This window comes from Rhizobium sp. ZX09, from assembly GCF_017357485.1.
GTDB lineage: Bacteria > Pseudomonadota > Alphaproteobacteria > Rhizobiales > Rhizobiaceae > Agrobacterium > Agrobacterium pusense.
Genome location: NZ_CP031365.1, coordinates 89,912 through 102,899 on the forward strand (window position 1 = coordinate 89,912; position 12,988 = coordinate 102,899).

The following is a 12,988-nucleotide window of genomic DNA, read 5'->3' on the forward strand; positions in this document are numbered from 1 at the left end:
TGCAAATCACGGGGACTTGAATGCTATTCGATGATAAACAGCTTAAACGCCGGGGCTTCCTGCTGGGAGCCGCTTCCCTGACCACGATGCTGGCGGGATGTGCGACGGTAAATCAGCCTGCTCCGACACCGGCCATTGCCCGCAGGCCGATCGGCCCGCCAGGCGAAGCCGAAATGATCACACGCTACGCGGGCCTCGAAGATGGCGGCCACAAGCTGCCAGCCGTACCGTTTCAGCAGATCGATCCCAAGTTTTACCGTCAGCGCGTCGAAGATCCGACAGGCGAACCTGCGGGAACGGTCGTCGTAGATACGCCATCGAAGTTCCTTTATGTCGTCGAACCAGGTGGCACGGCCATGCGTTATGGTGTTGGTCTCGGCCGCGCCGGTTTCGCCTGGCAAGGCGAAGGCATCATCCAGTGGCGGCAGAAATGGCCGCGCTGGAAACCACCGGCAGAAATGATTGCACGGCAACCCGAACTGGAAAAATACTCGGTCGAGAACGGTGGACAGGAACCGGGACCAAGCAATCCGCTCGGCGCACGCGCGCTTTATATCTTCCAGAACAGTCAGGATACGCTCTATCGTCTACATGGCACGAAGGAATGGTCATCCATCGGCAAATCGGTTTCCTCCGGCTGCGTCCGTCTGATCAATCAGGATGTCATCGACCTCTATGAGAGGGTTCCCTACAAGGCTCGGATCGTCGTCAAACAATAGACAGCTAACAGCAGATTTTATGGCTTCTACCGGGCATATATATGCCCGGCGTGTTGAACCGATGCAAAAACCACAAACCGCCAGCCTGAGTTTAATTAAATGACAGATCCGCAACAACCGGAATGTGATTGGATCCAAAATCGGGGCCGACCCGCCAACTTGCCAGTCTTAAAGCACCCGAAACCGCGATATGGTCAATCATGGAACCGAATCTGAACGGTAGCCGACGGCTGAATCGTGTCATCACAGGAACATTGCTTGCACGTGCGAAGAATAATCCGCTTTTCTCAAAAAATCTCGCAAAGTAGGGTGACCACGGCGGTGTGTTCCAGTCACCGGCAACAATAAGCTTCGCGCCCTCTTTTTCAGACAGGACAGCATCCGCCAATCCGTCGAGATAAGCGTTTCGGCCTTTCCAGCGGGCTGGCGAACGCGGTGTATCGGGATGTAGTGCATAAAGAATCAGCGGATCATTTTCCGTCCCCAGAACGAGGCGCATCGGATATCGCTCATACGCCTGCGCGGACGAAAGCCTGACCTCCGAGAGAATAGGAAGACGCGAAAAGACTTTCATATCGTCGCGCGCTGGCAGGTTAGAACTGCTTTGATAGCCAAACAGGCCGCTAGCCGCGATTGCTTTCTGCCAGCGGTCTTCAGTCTCTTGAAGAAAGAGGACATCTGGCTGTTGCTCCGTCAGAAACCGCAGAAAACCCCCAGGTTCCGCATCATTGTGCATCAGCAGGTTGGCTGAGATAACGCGTAAATTCCTGTCCGCAGCCCCCTGCGGTGCCTGAGGCTGCATAAAGAACGGCATCAGACTTGCCAGAAATGCAAGGGAACACAAAAGCCGCGCCGGTCGCTCCCCAAGAAGGAACGTCGCGAGCAGCAGGCAAAAAGCGGATAGAGTGACGTAGGGCCAGAACAGGAAAACAATATCGAATAGCCAGAGGCTACTTCCGAATATCAATGCAGAAAGAACGCCGCTCAAACTGCAAATCGAAATAAAAAGCAGACTTTTTCCAAGCTTACCGTTGCGGACAGAAGTCATTCATTTCACCACATTGAGCATAAAGAGCCGAGACGGTAAGTTTAACATATTAGCTTTAATAATATATCAAAGCGAGTATGCAATAATCTGTTCGCTTCCGAGAACTCGTCACGGATATCGTGAAATCCAGCAGTTTTCACCGAAATGCAAAAGAGCAAAAATTTCCCATTGCGTCTCTAGTGGCTAGAGGTCGTAAAGCTTGCCGTATCAATATGGGGATACATGATATGGTTGAGCCACTTCAGACGAGATTCCGGATCGAGGGCATGGACTGCGCTTCGTGTGCAACCAAAATCGATACGGCGATCAGGCGCATGCCTGGCGTTCAAGATGTTTCGATTTCCGTCTCCGCCGGGACCATGACAGTCGAGCATGACGACACAATCGATGTCGAGGATATGGGAAAAAAGGTCACCGGCCTTGGATATCCGACGAAGCTTATTCCCGCCAAGTCTAAAGCGGTGCCATCTGCTATAGAACACGTCCATGGGCCAGGCTGTTCCCACGATCATGATCATTCACCTGATGAGCACGCGCAGGCGCACGATCATGGTACGACTCCCCACGAGCATGGCTTTGCTTGCATGAACAAGCATGGCAACGAGACGCACTCCCACGACCATACCCATGAGAACAACGGTGGGCACGATCACTCTGCAACCTCTCAATCAAGCCAGAGGCCGATCCCGGATGGTCAGGCCCGTTTCCACGTTGGTGGAATGGATTGTGCTTCATGTGCAAGCAAGATCGACACTGCCGTCCGTCGCATTCCGGGTGTTGAAGATGTTAGTGTCTCGGTGACCTCGGGGACGATGACGGTCAAGCACGCGTTCGCTGATCTCAAAGCTATTGAGAAGCAGGTTTCTGGCCTTGGATACTCGGTCGCACCGATCATTCCTACCGCGAAGCGGTCCCCCGCTACTTATTCAGGATCGCAAGACGATGCTGGCCATACCAACGGACAGGCGTCAGCGGACGTTGAGTTGGAGGGTCTTCACGGTCATGATCATAGGCCAAGCGAAGGGCCGTGGTGGAGTAGCCGCAAGGGGCGCCTGACGATAATCGCAGGCGGATCTCTGACTGCCGCATATGCTATCGGCAATCTGGTTCCGGCCATAGATACTTACGCCTTCATCATCGCCATGTTGGTTGGCCTGATACCCATCGCCCGTCGTGCTTTTATGGCTGCGAGGGCAGGCACTCCCTTCTCCATTGAGATGCTGATGACGATCGCCGCTGTCGGCGCATTGATTATTAACGCTACCGAAGAGGCGGCGGCCGTTGTCTTTCTATTCCTTGTTGGTGAGCTCCTCGAGGGCGTTGCGGCTGGCAAGGCTCGCGACAGTATCAAGTCTCTGACAAACCTCGTGCCCAAGACGGCTTTGCTGGAAGAGGGTGGGAAGACCCGCGAGGTTCCGGCAGAGGTGCTTGCTGTCGGTTCAATTATACTTGTTCGCCCCGGTGACAGGATTTCGGCCGATGGCGTGATAATGTCAGGTGAAAGTTCTGTCGATGAGGCACCCGTGACGGGTGAAAGCGTACCGGTCCGCAAGGTGATCGGTGATAACGTATTCGCAGGTACCGTCAACGGCGACGCGGCACTGCGCGTTCGTGTCACCGCTGCAGCCGAAGACAACACCATTGCTCGCGTCGTCCGCCTGGTCGAGGAAGCCCAGGAATCGAAGGCTCCGACAGAGCGGTTCATCGATCGCTTTTCGAGATACTATACACCGGGCGTGGTTGTCGTTGCCGCGTTGGTTTCCATCATCCCACCTTTACTTGTTGGCGGCGAATGGAGTGAATGGATTTACAAGGGGCTTGCGATCCTTTTGATCGGCTGCCCTTGCGCCCTCGTCATTTCGACACCTGCTGCCATTGCCGCTTCACTGTCGGCGGGCGCACGGCGCGGCCTTCTCATGAAGGGCGGCGCAGTTCTCGAAGGGGTCGGCAGGGTGACTGCAGTCGCGTTCGACAAGACGGGGACGTTGACCGAAGGAAAGCCCAAGGTGACGGACGTTATTCCTTTCGGCCGCAGTAGTCCCGAGGTACTCCGTTATGCTGCGGCACTTGAAACCGGATCAAGCCATCCGCTGGCGGTCGCGATCCTCGCCAGGGCGGATGAAGATGGGCTCGATGCTCCAGCTTCGACCGATGCCAAGGCACTCGGCGGCAAAGGCGTTACCGCGGTCATCGACGGCGTGGAAGTCTTCCTCGGATCTCCGAAGGCTGCTGCCGAGCGTGTGACGATTCCGATGGCGCATTCGCTGCAGATTACCTCTCTGAACGAGGATGGCAAGACTGTATCCGTTTTGGTAATCGGCGATGTACTTGCAGGTGCCATCGCCATGCGCGACGAACCCCGAGCGGACGCGATCGAGGGCCTTAAGGCACTGACCGATCTCGGGATCAAAGCAATCATGCTTACGGGCGACAACGCTCGCACGGCATCAGCCATTGGCGCTCAGCTTGGCATTGAAGTTCGTGCAGAACTGATGCCTGAGGACAAGCAGCGTATTGTTGGCGAACTCAAACAGGAAGGTTACGTGGTCGGCAAGATCGGGGATGGCATCAACGATGCTCCCGCTCTCGCTGCGGCAGATATAGGCATCGCCATGGGTGGCGGCACGGACGTCGCGCTGGAGACCGCCGATGCCGCGGTACTCCACGGCAGAGTCGGGGATGTCGCTCTCATGGTCGATCTTTCGAAGCGTACGATGCGAAACATTTTTCAGAACATCACCATCGCGCTCGGCCTCAAGGCTGTGTTTCTCGTCACCACCATTATAGGAATCACTGGCCTCTGGCCCGCCATCCTGGCAGATACGGGTGCAACTGTGCTTGTTACGATAAACGCATTGCGCCTCCTGCGCCCCATACGTTGAAGGCAGTAAAATGATCAGGAAAATTGTATTTGGAGGGATCCTGCTGATGGTAGCGACCTCGGTCGTATTCAGTCTGGTCGGGGTCCTCGCTGTCTGGAATCCAAAGGAGCTTTTCCAGTACCAAGACGGTCAGACGGTGTCGCAGTAAGAAGGAGGAAGCAATGAACAAGAGATCGAATTCGACAATCCGCGTCGCCGCGACAATCTTTGCATGTCTGCTGGCTGGAACGGCGTTTGCACATGACTTCAAGGCAGGAAAGCTGGAACTTAGGCATCCTTGGTCGGCACTGGCTCCTCCGGTCGCTCCGGTGCTGGGTGGCTATGTGACGATCGTCAATACCGGACAGGAGTCTGACCGTCTTGTGGGTGGCACGACTAACATCGCCGAGAGACTGGAAATCCACGAGTCCTCCCTGGTGGAAGGGGTAGCGAAAATGCGTCCGGCGAAGCAAGGCCTCGAAATTGCCCCCGGTGCTACCTTGGCGCTTCAACCGGGTGGAACCCACATAATGCTGGTCAAGCCCATAAATCGGCCCGTCGAAGGTGAGAAGTTCAAGGCGACGCTCCTGTTCGAGAAAGCAGGAGCAGTGGAGGTCGAGTTCGTTGTGCAGAGGCCGAAACGAGAGTCGGGCGAGGATCATTCCGGCCATCAAGATCCATGATTAGTGGCCTAGAGCGTTTTCACAGGACCTCTATCAACCTCAGGGTCGACAATCCCTCCGCAGTTGTCTGGTGAAGCCTCAGGCGACTGCTAATATGGTTGAGTGCGATGATACTTGCTGGGTTCCTCTTGTATTTCGATGCTGAACGGCATCAGAGCAGGTGCGACCCGAGCAGATCCCGGTTCATCGCCCGCCTTGGAAAATGCACTTGTCAATTCTCAAACTTCATGCGAATGATTTGCAATAGCAACTAAGCAAAAACCAAGAATCGTAGGTGAATCTATGGACAGTCCGGTAAAGGGCTGGCGGCGGGCCGGAGGGGAAGCGTCGCTGTCTGACGTGCATCGATCCATCGCGGTGGCGACCGGGCAGGGCACATTTCGCCGGGCCATGGCTTTCTTTGGTCCAGGCTACCTGGTGGCGGTCGGGTATATGGATCCTGGAAACTGGGCGACCTCTCTCGCCGGCGGATCCCGCTTCGGCTATGCGCTTTTGACGGTAGCACTTGTGTCGAACATCATGGCGATCGTGCTCCAGTCGCTCTGCGCCCGTCTGGCGATCGGCTCCGGGCGAGACCTTGCGCAGGCTTGCCGCGATGCCTTCCCTCGACCGGTCGGCATCGTCCTCTGGATCCTGGCAGAAATAGCGATCATCGCTACCGACATAGCGGAGGTGATCGGCACTGCGATCGGGCTCAACCTGATCTTCGGCATCCCACTGGAACTGGGAGTCGTCATCACGGCACTGGACGTCTTCCTCATCCTGTATCTCCAGAAGTTAGGCTTCCGTTGGGTCGAAGCGCTCGTAATCACGTTGCTGGGTGTGATTACCGTCTGCTTCACCATCCAGATCGCGCTTGCGGATCCCGACTGGGGACAAGTCATCCTCGGATTTGCCCCGACCACAGAGATCGTCACCAACCCGGATATGCTCTACCTCGCGCTAGGGATTCTTGGTGCAACCGTCATGCCGCACAATCTGTATCTCCACTCAGGGATCGTGCAGACACGCGCTTACGGCACAACAGTCCCCCAGAAGCGGGAGGCACTCAAGTTCGCCACCCTCGACTCGACAATCGCCCTGATGTTTGCGTTGCTCGTGAATGCCTCAATTCTGATCCTCGCAGCGGCCACATTCCACAAGACAGGCCAGACGACGGTGGCCGAACTCGGTGAAGCGCATAGCCTTCTTGCACCGCTGCTCGGTCTTGCAATCGCCCCAACGTTGTTCGGTATCGCGCTCCTATGCTGCGGTATCAATTCGACGGTTACGGCGACACTGGCTGGACAGATTGTCATGGAAGGCTTTTTGAACATCAGGCTCGCGCCCTGGCTACGACGATTGATCACACGCGGTATCGCCATTATTCCGGCTGCCGGGGTTACGATATTGTTTGGAGACGGTGGAACAGCGCAACTCTTAATCTTGACACAGGTGGTGCTCAGTCTTCAACTCTCGTTCGCAGTGTTCCCGCTTGTGATGTTCACATCCGACCGGGCGAAGATGGGGGAACTGACGGCTCCTTACTGGCTGACTGCTTTCGCTTGGCTGATTGCAATCGTGATCGCCCTCCTGAACATCAAGCTTCTTGTGGATTTCGTCGCGTCCTAACGTAACGAAATTCGCCCTCTGACACGGAAGGATGCGAAGATGATTATGATTTATGATGGGCCGCCAAGTATATTCTCATGGGCGAAAAAACCCTGAGCTTCCTGAGACTGGCGAGAAGGCTTCAGACCCTTCTGCTATCTTCATTTCCTATACTGAAAATAGGAGCGCTTTCCGGCGGCAGCGGCCTCATCTCAACGGAAAGCCCTAATGTAGGCGGTGGTTGAAAGGGTCATGAGTTACCCAGATTGCAGACGAGATGAACGAAACGTAGCGCGAAACGAGCAACCTGTCAGTCGTGTTCCGTCGAGCAAAGACAGTGGTTGGCAAGAGCCCGAATTACGTAGCAGTCGCGTACCTGGTTGGAATTGCAGTGCGTTGAGATCCGCTCCAGTTCTGCTTCCAATTTTTTTAGGCGCTGGATCTTCTCACGGACGGTTACGAGTTGCTTGGCGGCAATACCGTCAGCTTCCTCGCAAGGTTTCTCCGGATGCTGACTAAGATCGATGAGTTCGCGGATGGCCTCGATCGTCAGTCCAAGCTCGCGTGCGTGCTTTATGAAGGACAGCCGCTCACCTTCCGTCTTCGAATAGCGTCGCTGATTTCCTTCCGAGCGTTCCGTATGCGAGAGAAGCCCCATCTGCTCGTAATATCTGATCGTCGGAACCTTTACCCCAGTCGTCTTCGATAGATCACCGATTGTCAGCATATGAATACTCCAGTCATGACATGCAGCGTCGAACCACTGCGGTTTGTTCGAGTTTGAAAAGAAACTGACGCCATCGAGACGTGATGGGGGTATCCAGCACAGAATTTTGATATGAGGATTGAGTTGTTGAGATCAAGTTCCACTGCGATCGTGTCGCTACGCCTGACAATCATGTCTTCGCCAACGAAATCGCATGTCGGTCCGGACGCAACGAGATCGCGACAAGAAGGAAGGCCCCACAGACGATGAATACGTCTGCCAGATTGAAGGCTGGCCATGACCAACCGAAGGCGTGGAAATCCAGATAGTCCGTGACGCTCAGGTTCCAGAAGCGATCGATGACATTGCCGCTCGCGCCTCCTGCAATCGCCGTGATCGAAACCCTCTCTGCAGCAGTCTTTGCCATTACCGCCCAGATCACCAGCGCGATCACGATTACGCCCTGAAGCAGCGCGAACAGTCGTGGAGCCGATCCCATCGTGTCGGAGAAAAGGCCGAAGCTGACACCCGGGTTATAGGCAAGCACCAGGTTGAAGAATGGGGTTACCGGGATTACTCTCGGTGGATCCATCAATTCGGTTACAACCAGATACTTCGTGGTAAGATCGATCAAGCATAGCGCGGCAACCCAGAGAAGGACGAGAGCGGCTCTGGCTGTGATCTTGTTTAATGATGCCTTCATCGGATTCCCTGTTGCATGACGACAATCCGGGCCTTTGACGGGACGGTTTCATAAAGCTCCATCACATCCTGATTGATGAGGCGAACGCAGCCTGACGAAACGGCGTGGCCGATTGAACGCCAGTCCGTGGTGCCGTGAAGCCGGTAAAGCGTGTCCTTGCCATGCTGGAAGATGTAAAGAGCACAAGCACCAAGCGGATTATTGGGGCCGGGTGCCTGGCCGCCGTTCGCATATGAATATTTCTGTAGCTCTGGTTGTCTCGCTATCATCTCCGGAGGCGGTGTCCACCGGGGCCATTTCTGCCGCCACTGGATTATTCCTTCACCCGACCAGGTGAAGCCCACGCGCCCGATACCGATACCGTATCTCATTGCCGTGCCAGCATCTTCAGTGAGATAGAGGAACCTGCTGCGAACATCGACGAAAACAACGCCCGCAGGCTCGCCGGTGAGGTTTTCAACGCGCTGCCGATAGTATCTCGGGTCGATCTTTCGAAAGGGAACTCTAGGTAACCGGTAGCCGCCGTCGCTCCTTGCAGCGTAGCGGGCCTCAAGCTCACGTTCGCTCGGTTCCATTTGACTGGCGGGCCTGACGACAGCCGCCGCTGTAGAAACCGGGCTTCCAAAGACGGCTGATGCCAATGCACCACCAGATAGAGCGACGAGTGACCGACGTTTCATCAGACGCGGTTTGAGCATGCATATCCCCATTTGAAGGACACGTTTGAATCCTCCACATTACTGATTCCGTACAATTCTACGATCTCTAGTAGCTTGAGGTTCAAGCGCTTGCTGACAGCTAAGGTCGGGTCTCAACTAATTGTGTAAGGCTCGTGATGGAGTGCGCCTTATCATCAGGGACAAATTGGCGCAGTCCCAGATTCGCAGCTTTTGTTTCAGTTCGACCTTTGCTAGTCATCTGTTGATTTATGTCATTTTGCTTGTCTGGAACGAATGATCCGCAGCGTTTTAACCAGTTGGAAGACCGTGGCTGTCCTGACGATGATCTTCATTCAGATCATCTCCGGAAGCCTCTGCTCGACTCCGTTGGAAAATCGCACATTTGTTCCGCCCGGTGTCGCTACCTTCGTGCAGGAACGAGGTTCACCGGTGGATAACAGGAAACTCCTCTTGTCTGAGGCCGACCATCACGTCCGCTGCGAGCAGCGGTCTCTACAAGCAGAGCTGTATGATTTTAGATTCTCGGAAGGACTGCGATATTCCGTATCCGCGGACCTCCTTCGTGAAAGCCAGATCTATCTGATCTCGCGCCCGCCAAAATACCTGAGCTAAGGCAATCTGTTCGGCACTGCGCACGTACGTCTTACTGAATCAGTTCGACCATGGATCTCTTACGCCCAAGCCATTCTTCGCCGATATCTGGCGGAGCGTGTGAGCTACGTATCGGGACTTCTCAAGAGCAGCCGGATTCCATCCTGAACTCATAATCCCTTACATCGGGAGTCGAAGGTGTCTTTGTCAAAAAAGCTCTTTCTCCTCGCTGTTGGCACCTTTTTGCTCCCGCTCGGTGGATGCAAGATGGTCGTAATGTCGCCATCCGGCGATATTGCACGTCAGCAGGCGGATCTCATCGTCATCGCAACCGTGCTGATGCTCCTCATCATCGTACCGGTCCTGTTTCTCACCTTCTATTTTGCCTGGCATTACCGCCATTCCAACAAGAAGGCGAAATATGACCCGGAGTGGCATCACTCCGTAAAACTCGAGATGGTGATCTGGTCAGCGCCGCTTGCCATCATCATTGCGCTGGGAACTATCACGTGGATCAGCACTCACAGACTTGACCCATATCGCCCACTCGACAGGATCGATGCAAATCGTCCTGTTACACCCGACATCAGGCCGATCACCGTAGAAGTGGTCGCACTCGATTGGAAATGGCTGTTCTTCTATCCGGAGTACGGAATTGCTACGGTTAATGAGCTTGCTGCGCCCGTAGATGTACCGATCAACTTCAAGCTAACTGCATCATCGGTCATGAATGCATTCTATGTGCCGGCGCTCGCCGGGATGATCTATGCCATGCCCGGAATGCAGACGAAACTCCATGCCGTCATCAACGAGACCGGCACCTACGATGGTCTTTCTGCCAACTATAGTGGAGACGGCTTCTCTCAGATGCGGTTCAAGTTCCTTGGATTGAACCAGGGTGATTTCGATCAATGGGTCGCGCGTGTCAAACGGACCGGCACGGCACTCAACCGGGACAGTTACTTGAAGCTTGAGAAACCGAGCACGGCCGAACCTGTACGTTATTACTCCACGGTGCAGGAAGGTCTCTACCGCTCGGTGCTCAACATGTGCGCCCGTGAAGGCCAGATGTGCATGGATGAGATGATGCACATCGACAAGATGGGCGGGGCAGGTGTGGAGAGCCGGGAAAACCGGGCGCGCCTGGAATACGACAACCGCCGGACGACCGGCGCAGCCGAAGACAACGATGTCGCACCCGCCCCTGTCACAGGCACCCCGACCCGCGGCGAGAGCCCCGCGAACGTCATCGATAGCAAGGTGAGCCAGCCGTCGATGCCGATGAACCATAGCATGAAGAACATGCAGCATCCCACCACACCCGAAAGCGATGAGAGCGGGCAGGCACCCGACCGGCTCGACGCTGAAGTGCCCGCAAAACCCTGAAGGATTCGACAGATAAGATGTTCGAAAATCTAACACTCGCTCAACTCGTCTTCGGGCGGCTCACCTGGGAAGCGATCCCTTACGATCCAATCATCCGCAGCACGTTTGTTGCCGTGGTTATCGGTGGCCTGGCCATCGTGGGATTGATTACGAAATACAAACTGTGGGGTTATCTCTGGAGGGAATGGTTCACATCTGTCGATCACAAAAAGATCGGCATCATGTACATCGTTCTGGCGCTCGTCATGCTTCTGCGCGGCTTCGCCGACGCGATCATGATGCGTATTCAGCAGGCCATCGCCTTCAACGGCAACGAGGGATACCTGAACGCCGACCACTATGATCAGATATTCACCGCCCACGGCGTGATCATGATCTTTTTTGTCGCCATGCCGTTCATAACAGGGTTCATGAACTACATTGTGCCGCTCCAGATCGGTGCTCGCGATGTGTCATTTCCGTTCCTGAACAATTTCTCATTCTGGATGACGACGGCGGGTGCGATCATCATCATCATGATCTCGCTATTCGTAGGAGAATTCGCAAAGACCGGCTGGTTGGCCTATCCGCCGTTGTCGGGTGCCGATTACAGCCCTGGCGTCGGTGTGGACTACTACATCTGGGGTTTGCAGGTAGCCGGCATCGGAACAACGCTGTCGGGCATCAACCTCGTTGCGACCATCGTCAAGATGCGCGCACCGGGGATGTCTCTGATGAAAATGCCTGTTTTCACCTGGACCTCGCTTTGCACCAACATCCTGATCGTGGCGACATTCCCGATATTGACGGCAACGCTTGCGCTGCTGACCGCAGACCGCTATCTGGACACCAACTTCTTCACGAACGATCTCGGCGGTAACCCGATGATGTACGTGAACCTGATCTGGATGTGGGGTCATCCGGAAGTTTACATCCTGATCCTCCCGGCTTTTGGCATCTTTTCGGAAGTTGCATCTACGTTCTCGGGCAAGCGGCTGTTCGGCTACGCGTCGATGGTCTACGCGACATGTACGATCATGCTTCTTTCTTATGTGGTCTGGCTGCATCATTTCTTCACGATGGGAGCAGGTGCGTCCGTCAACGCCTTCTTTGGAATAGCAACGATGATCATTTCGATCCCGACGGGTGCGAAGATGTTCAACTGGCTGTTCACGATGTACAAGGGAAGGATCCGTTACGAACTGCCGATGTACTGGTTGATCGGCTTTATGGTGACATTCGTCATCGGCGGTATGACAGGCGTCATGCTGGCTATACCTCCTGCTGACTTTGTGCTGCACAATTCGCTCTTCCTGATTGCCCACTTCCACAACGTCATCATCGGCGGCGTGCTGTTCGGCCTGATGGCAGGAGTAACCTATTGGTGGCCGAAGGCCTTCGGTTTCAAGCTCGATCCGTTCTGGGGCAAGATGAGCTTCTGGTTCTGGCAGATCGGTTTCTTCGTCGCCTTCATGCCGCTCTATGTGCTCGGACTAATGGGCGTGACGCGCAGAGTTTCGCAGTTTGATGATCCCTCGTTACAGATCTGGTTCATCATCGCCGCATTCGGGGCGGGCCTGATTGCACTCGGTATCCTGTTCTTCATTATCCAGATGGTCGTCAGCGTGAGGAGACGCGACCAGCTCCGCTGCACGACGGGCGATCCATGGGGTGGCCGAACCCTGGAATGGGCTACTTCCTCGCCGCCGCCAGAATACAACTTCGCTTTCACTCCAGTGGTCCATGAGATGGACGCATGGCACGACATGAAGGAATGTGGATACGCGAGACCACTGGCCGGATACAAGGCGATTCACATGCCCAGAAATACTGGTGCCGGTGTCATCCTTTCCGGTATCAGCATCGCGCTCGCCTTTGCGCTCATCTGGTACATCTGGTGGCTCGCCATCGTATCATTCGCAGCGATCATTATCATCTCGATCGCCCACACCTTCAACTACAACCGCGACTTTTATATCCCGGCAGCAACAGTTGCCGAGGTCGAAGACGCACGTTCGAAGCTGCTCGCCCAGGGGAACTGA

General features: G+C 55.0%; 11 protein-coding genes. 7 read left to right on the top strand and 4 right to left on the bottom strand.

Annotated features, from left to right (window positions below):
* Window positions 1–20 precede the first annotated feature (20 nt).
* Window positions 21–719, top strand: a complete 699-nt coding sequence (locus BTN45_RS24955) for a L,D-transpeptidase (RefSeq protein ID WP_003501207.1) — start codon at window positions 21–23, stop codon at window positions 717–719.
* 91 nt (window positions 720–810) lie between these two features.
* Here BTN45_RS24955 and BTN45_RS24960 read toward each other — a convergent pair whose 3' ends face one another.
* A complete protein-coding gene (locus BTN45_RS24960; RefSeq protein ID WP_003501205.1) occupies window positions 811–1,767 on the bottom strand; it encodes an endonuclease/exonuclease/phosphatase family protein in 957 nt (318 codons plus the stop codon).
* Window positions 1,768–1,994: 227 nt separating this feature from the next.
* Here BTN45_RS24960 and BTN45_RS24965 point away from each other — a divergent pair, with 227 nt between their 5' ends.
* The 3 genes from BTN45_RS24965 to BTN45_RS24975 all read left to right on the top strand — a co-directional run bounded on the left by BTN45_RS24965 (window position 1,995) and on the right by BTN45_RS24975 (window position 6,922).
* Window positions 1,995–4,649: a heavy metal translocating P-type ATPase gene (locus tag BTN45_RS24965; protein ID WP_080723265.1), complete on the top strand. Its 2,655-nt coding sequence runs from the start codon at window positions 1,995–1,997 to the stop codon at window positions 4,647–4,649.
* Between the two features lie 161 nt (window positions 4,650–4,810).
* A complete protein-coding gene (locus BTN45_RS24970) occupies window positions 4,811–5,311 on the top strand; it encodes a copper chaperone PCu(A)C (RefSeq protein WP_003501194.1) in 501 nt (166 codons plus the stop codon).
* A gap of 282 nt (window positions 5,312–5,593) precedes the next feature.
* A complete protein-coding gene (locus BTN45_RS24975; RefSeq protein ID WP_003501192.1) occupies window positions 5,594–6,922 on the top strand; it encodes an Nramp family divalent metal transporter in 1,329 nt (442 codons plus the stop codon).
* A gap of 289 nt (window positions 6,923–7,211) precedes the next feature.
* On the opposite strand, the gene BTN45_RS24980 is transcribed toward BTN45_RS24975, so the two are convergent.
* The 3 genes from BTN45_RS24980 to BTN45_RS24990 form a co-directional block, all read right to left on the bottom strand.
* On the bottom strand, window positions 7,212–7,628 hold the full coding sequence (locus tag BTN45_RS24980; protein WP_003501190.1) for a helix-turn-helix domain-containing protein: 417 nt from the start codon (window positions 7,626–7,628) through the stop codon (window positions 7,212–7,214).
* Window positions 7,629–7,797: 169 nt separating this feature from the next.
* A complete protein-coding gene (lspA, locus tag BTN45_RS24985; protein WP_003501188.1) occupies window positions 7,798–8,310 on the bottom strand; it encodes a signal peptidase II in 513 nt (170 codons plus the stop codon).
* Entirely contained in the window at window positions 8,307–9,008 is a 702-nt protein-coding gene (locus BTN45_RS24990) for a L,D-transpeptidase (protein WP_003501186.1), read from the bottom strand. Before BTN45_RS24990 ends, lspA begins: the two co-directional genes overlap by 4 nt.
* 255 nt (window positions 9,009–9,263) lie before the next feature.
* Between BTN45_RS24990 and BTN45_RS24995 the strand changes: the two genes are divergently transcribed.
* The 3 genes from BTN45_RS24995 to cyoB all read left to right on the top strand — a co-directional run bounded on the left by BTN45_RS24995 (window position 9,264) and on the right by cyoB (window position 12,988).
* Window positions 9,264–9,602: a hypothetical protein gene (locus tag BTN45_RS24995; RefSeq protein WP_003501184.1), complete on the top strand. Its 339-nt coding sequence runs from the start codon at window positions 9,264–9,266 to the stop codon at window positions 9,600–9,602.
* A 246-nt stretch (window positions 9,603–9,848) separates the two neighbouring features.
* A complete protein-coding gene (gene cyoA, locus BTN45_RS25000) occupies window positions 9,849–10,967 on the top strand; it encodes a ubiquinol oxidase subunit II (RefSeq protein ID WP_107341912.1) in 1,119 nt (372 codons plus the stop codon).
* A 17-nt stretch (window positions 10,968–10,984) separates the two neighbouring features.
* Window positions 10,985–12,988, top strand: a complete 2,004-nt coding sequence (cyoB, locus tag BTN45_RS25005) for a cytochrome o ubiquinol oxidase subunit I (protein ID WP_207591892.1) — start codon at window positions 10,985–10,987, stop codon at window positions 12,986–12,988.

Excerpts from the sequence above, each read along its gene's own strand:
- BTN45_RS24980 (WP_003501190.1), bottom strand. The coding sequence starts at position 7,628 with ATGCTGACAATCGGTGATCTATCGAAGACGACTGGGGTAAAGGTTCCG.
- BTN45_RS24990 (WP_003501186.1), bottom strand. The coding sequence starts at position 9,008 with ATGCTCAAACCGCGTCTGATGAAACGTCGGTCACTCGTCGCTCTATCT.
- BTN45_RS24965 (WP_080723265.1), top strand. The coding sequence starts at position 1,995 with ATGGTTGAGCCACTTCAGACGAGATTCCGGATCGAGGGCATGGACTGC.
- BTN45_RS24995 (WP_003501184.1), top strand. The coding sequence starts at position 9,264 with ATGATCCGCAGCGTTTTAACCAGTTGGAAGACCGTGGCTGTCCTGACG.
- BTN45_RS24970 (WP_003501194.1), top strand. The coding sequence starts at position 4,811 with ATGAACAAGAGATCGAATTCGACAATCCGCGTCGCCGCGACAATCTTT.
- BTN45_RS24955 (WP_003501207.1), top strand. The coding sequence starts at position 21 with ATGCTATTCGATGATAAACAGCTTAAACGCCGGGGCTTCCTGCTGGGA.
- lspA (WP_003501188.1), bottom strand. The coding sequence starts at position 8,310 with ATGAAGGCATCATTAAACAAGATCACAGCCAGAGCCGCTCTCGTCCTT.
- BTN45_RS24960 (WP_003501205.1), bottom strand. The coding sequence starts at position 1,767 with ATGACTTCTGTCCGCAACGGTAAGCTTGGAAAAAGTCTGCTTTTTATT.
- BTN45_RS24975 (WP_003501192.1), top strand. The coding sequence starts at position 5,594 with ATGGACAGTCCGGTAAAGGGCTGGCGGCGGGCCGGAGGGGAAGCGTCG.
- cyoA (WP_107341912.1), top strand. The coding sequence starts at position 9,849 with ATGGTCGTAATGTCGCCATCCGGCGATATTGCACGTCAGCAGGCGGAT.
- cyoB (WP_207591892.1), top strand. The coding sequence starts at position 10,985 with ATGTTCGAAAATCTAACACTCGCTCAACTCGTCTTCGGGCGGCTCACC.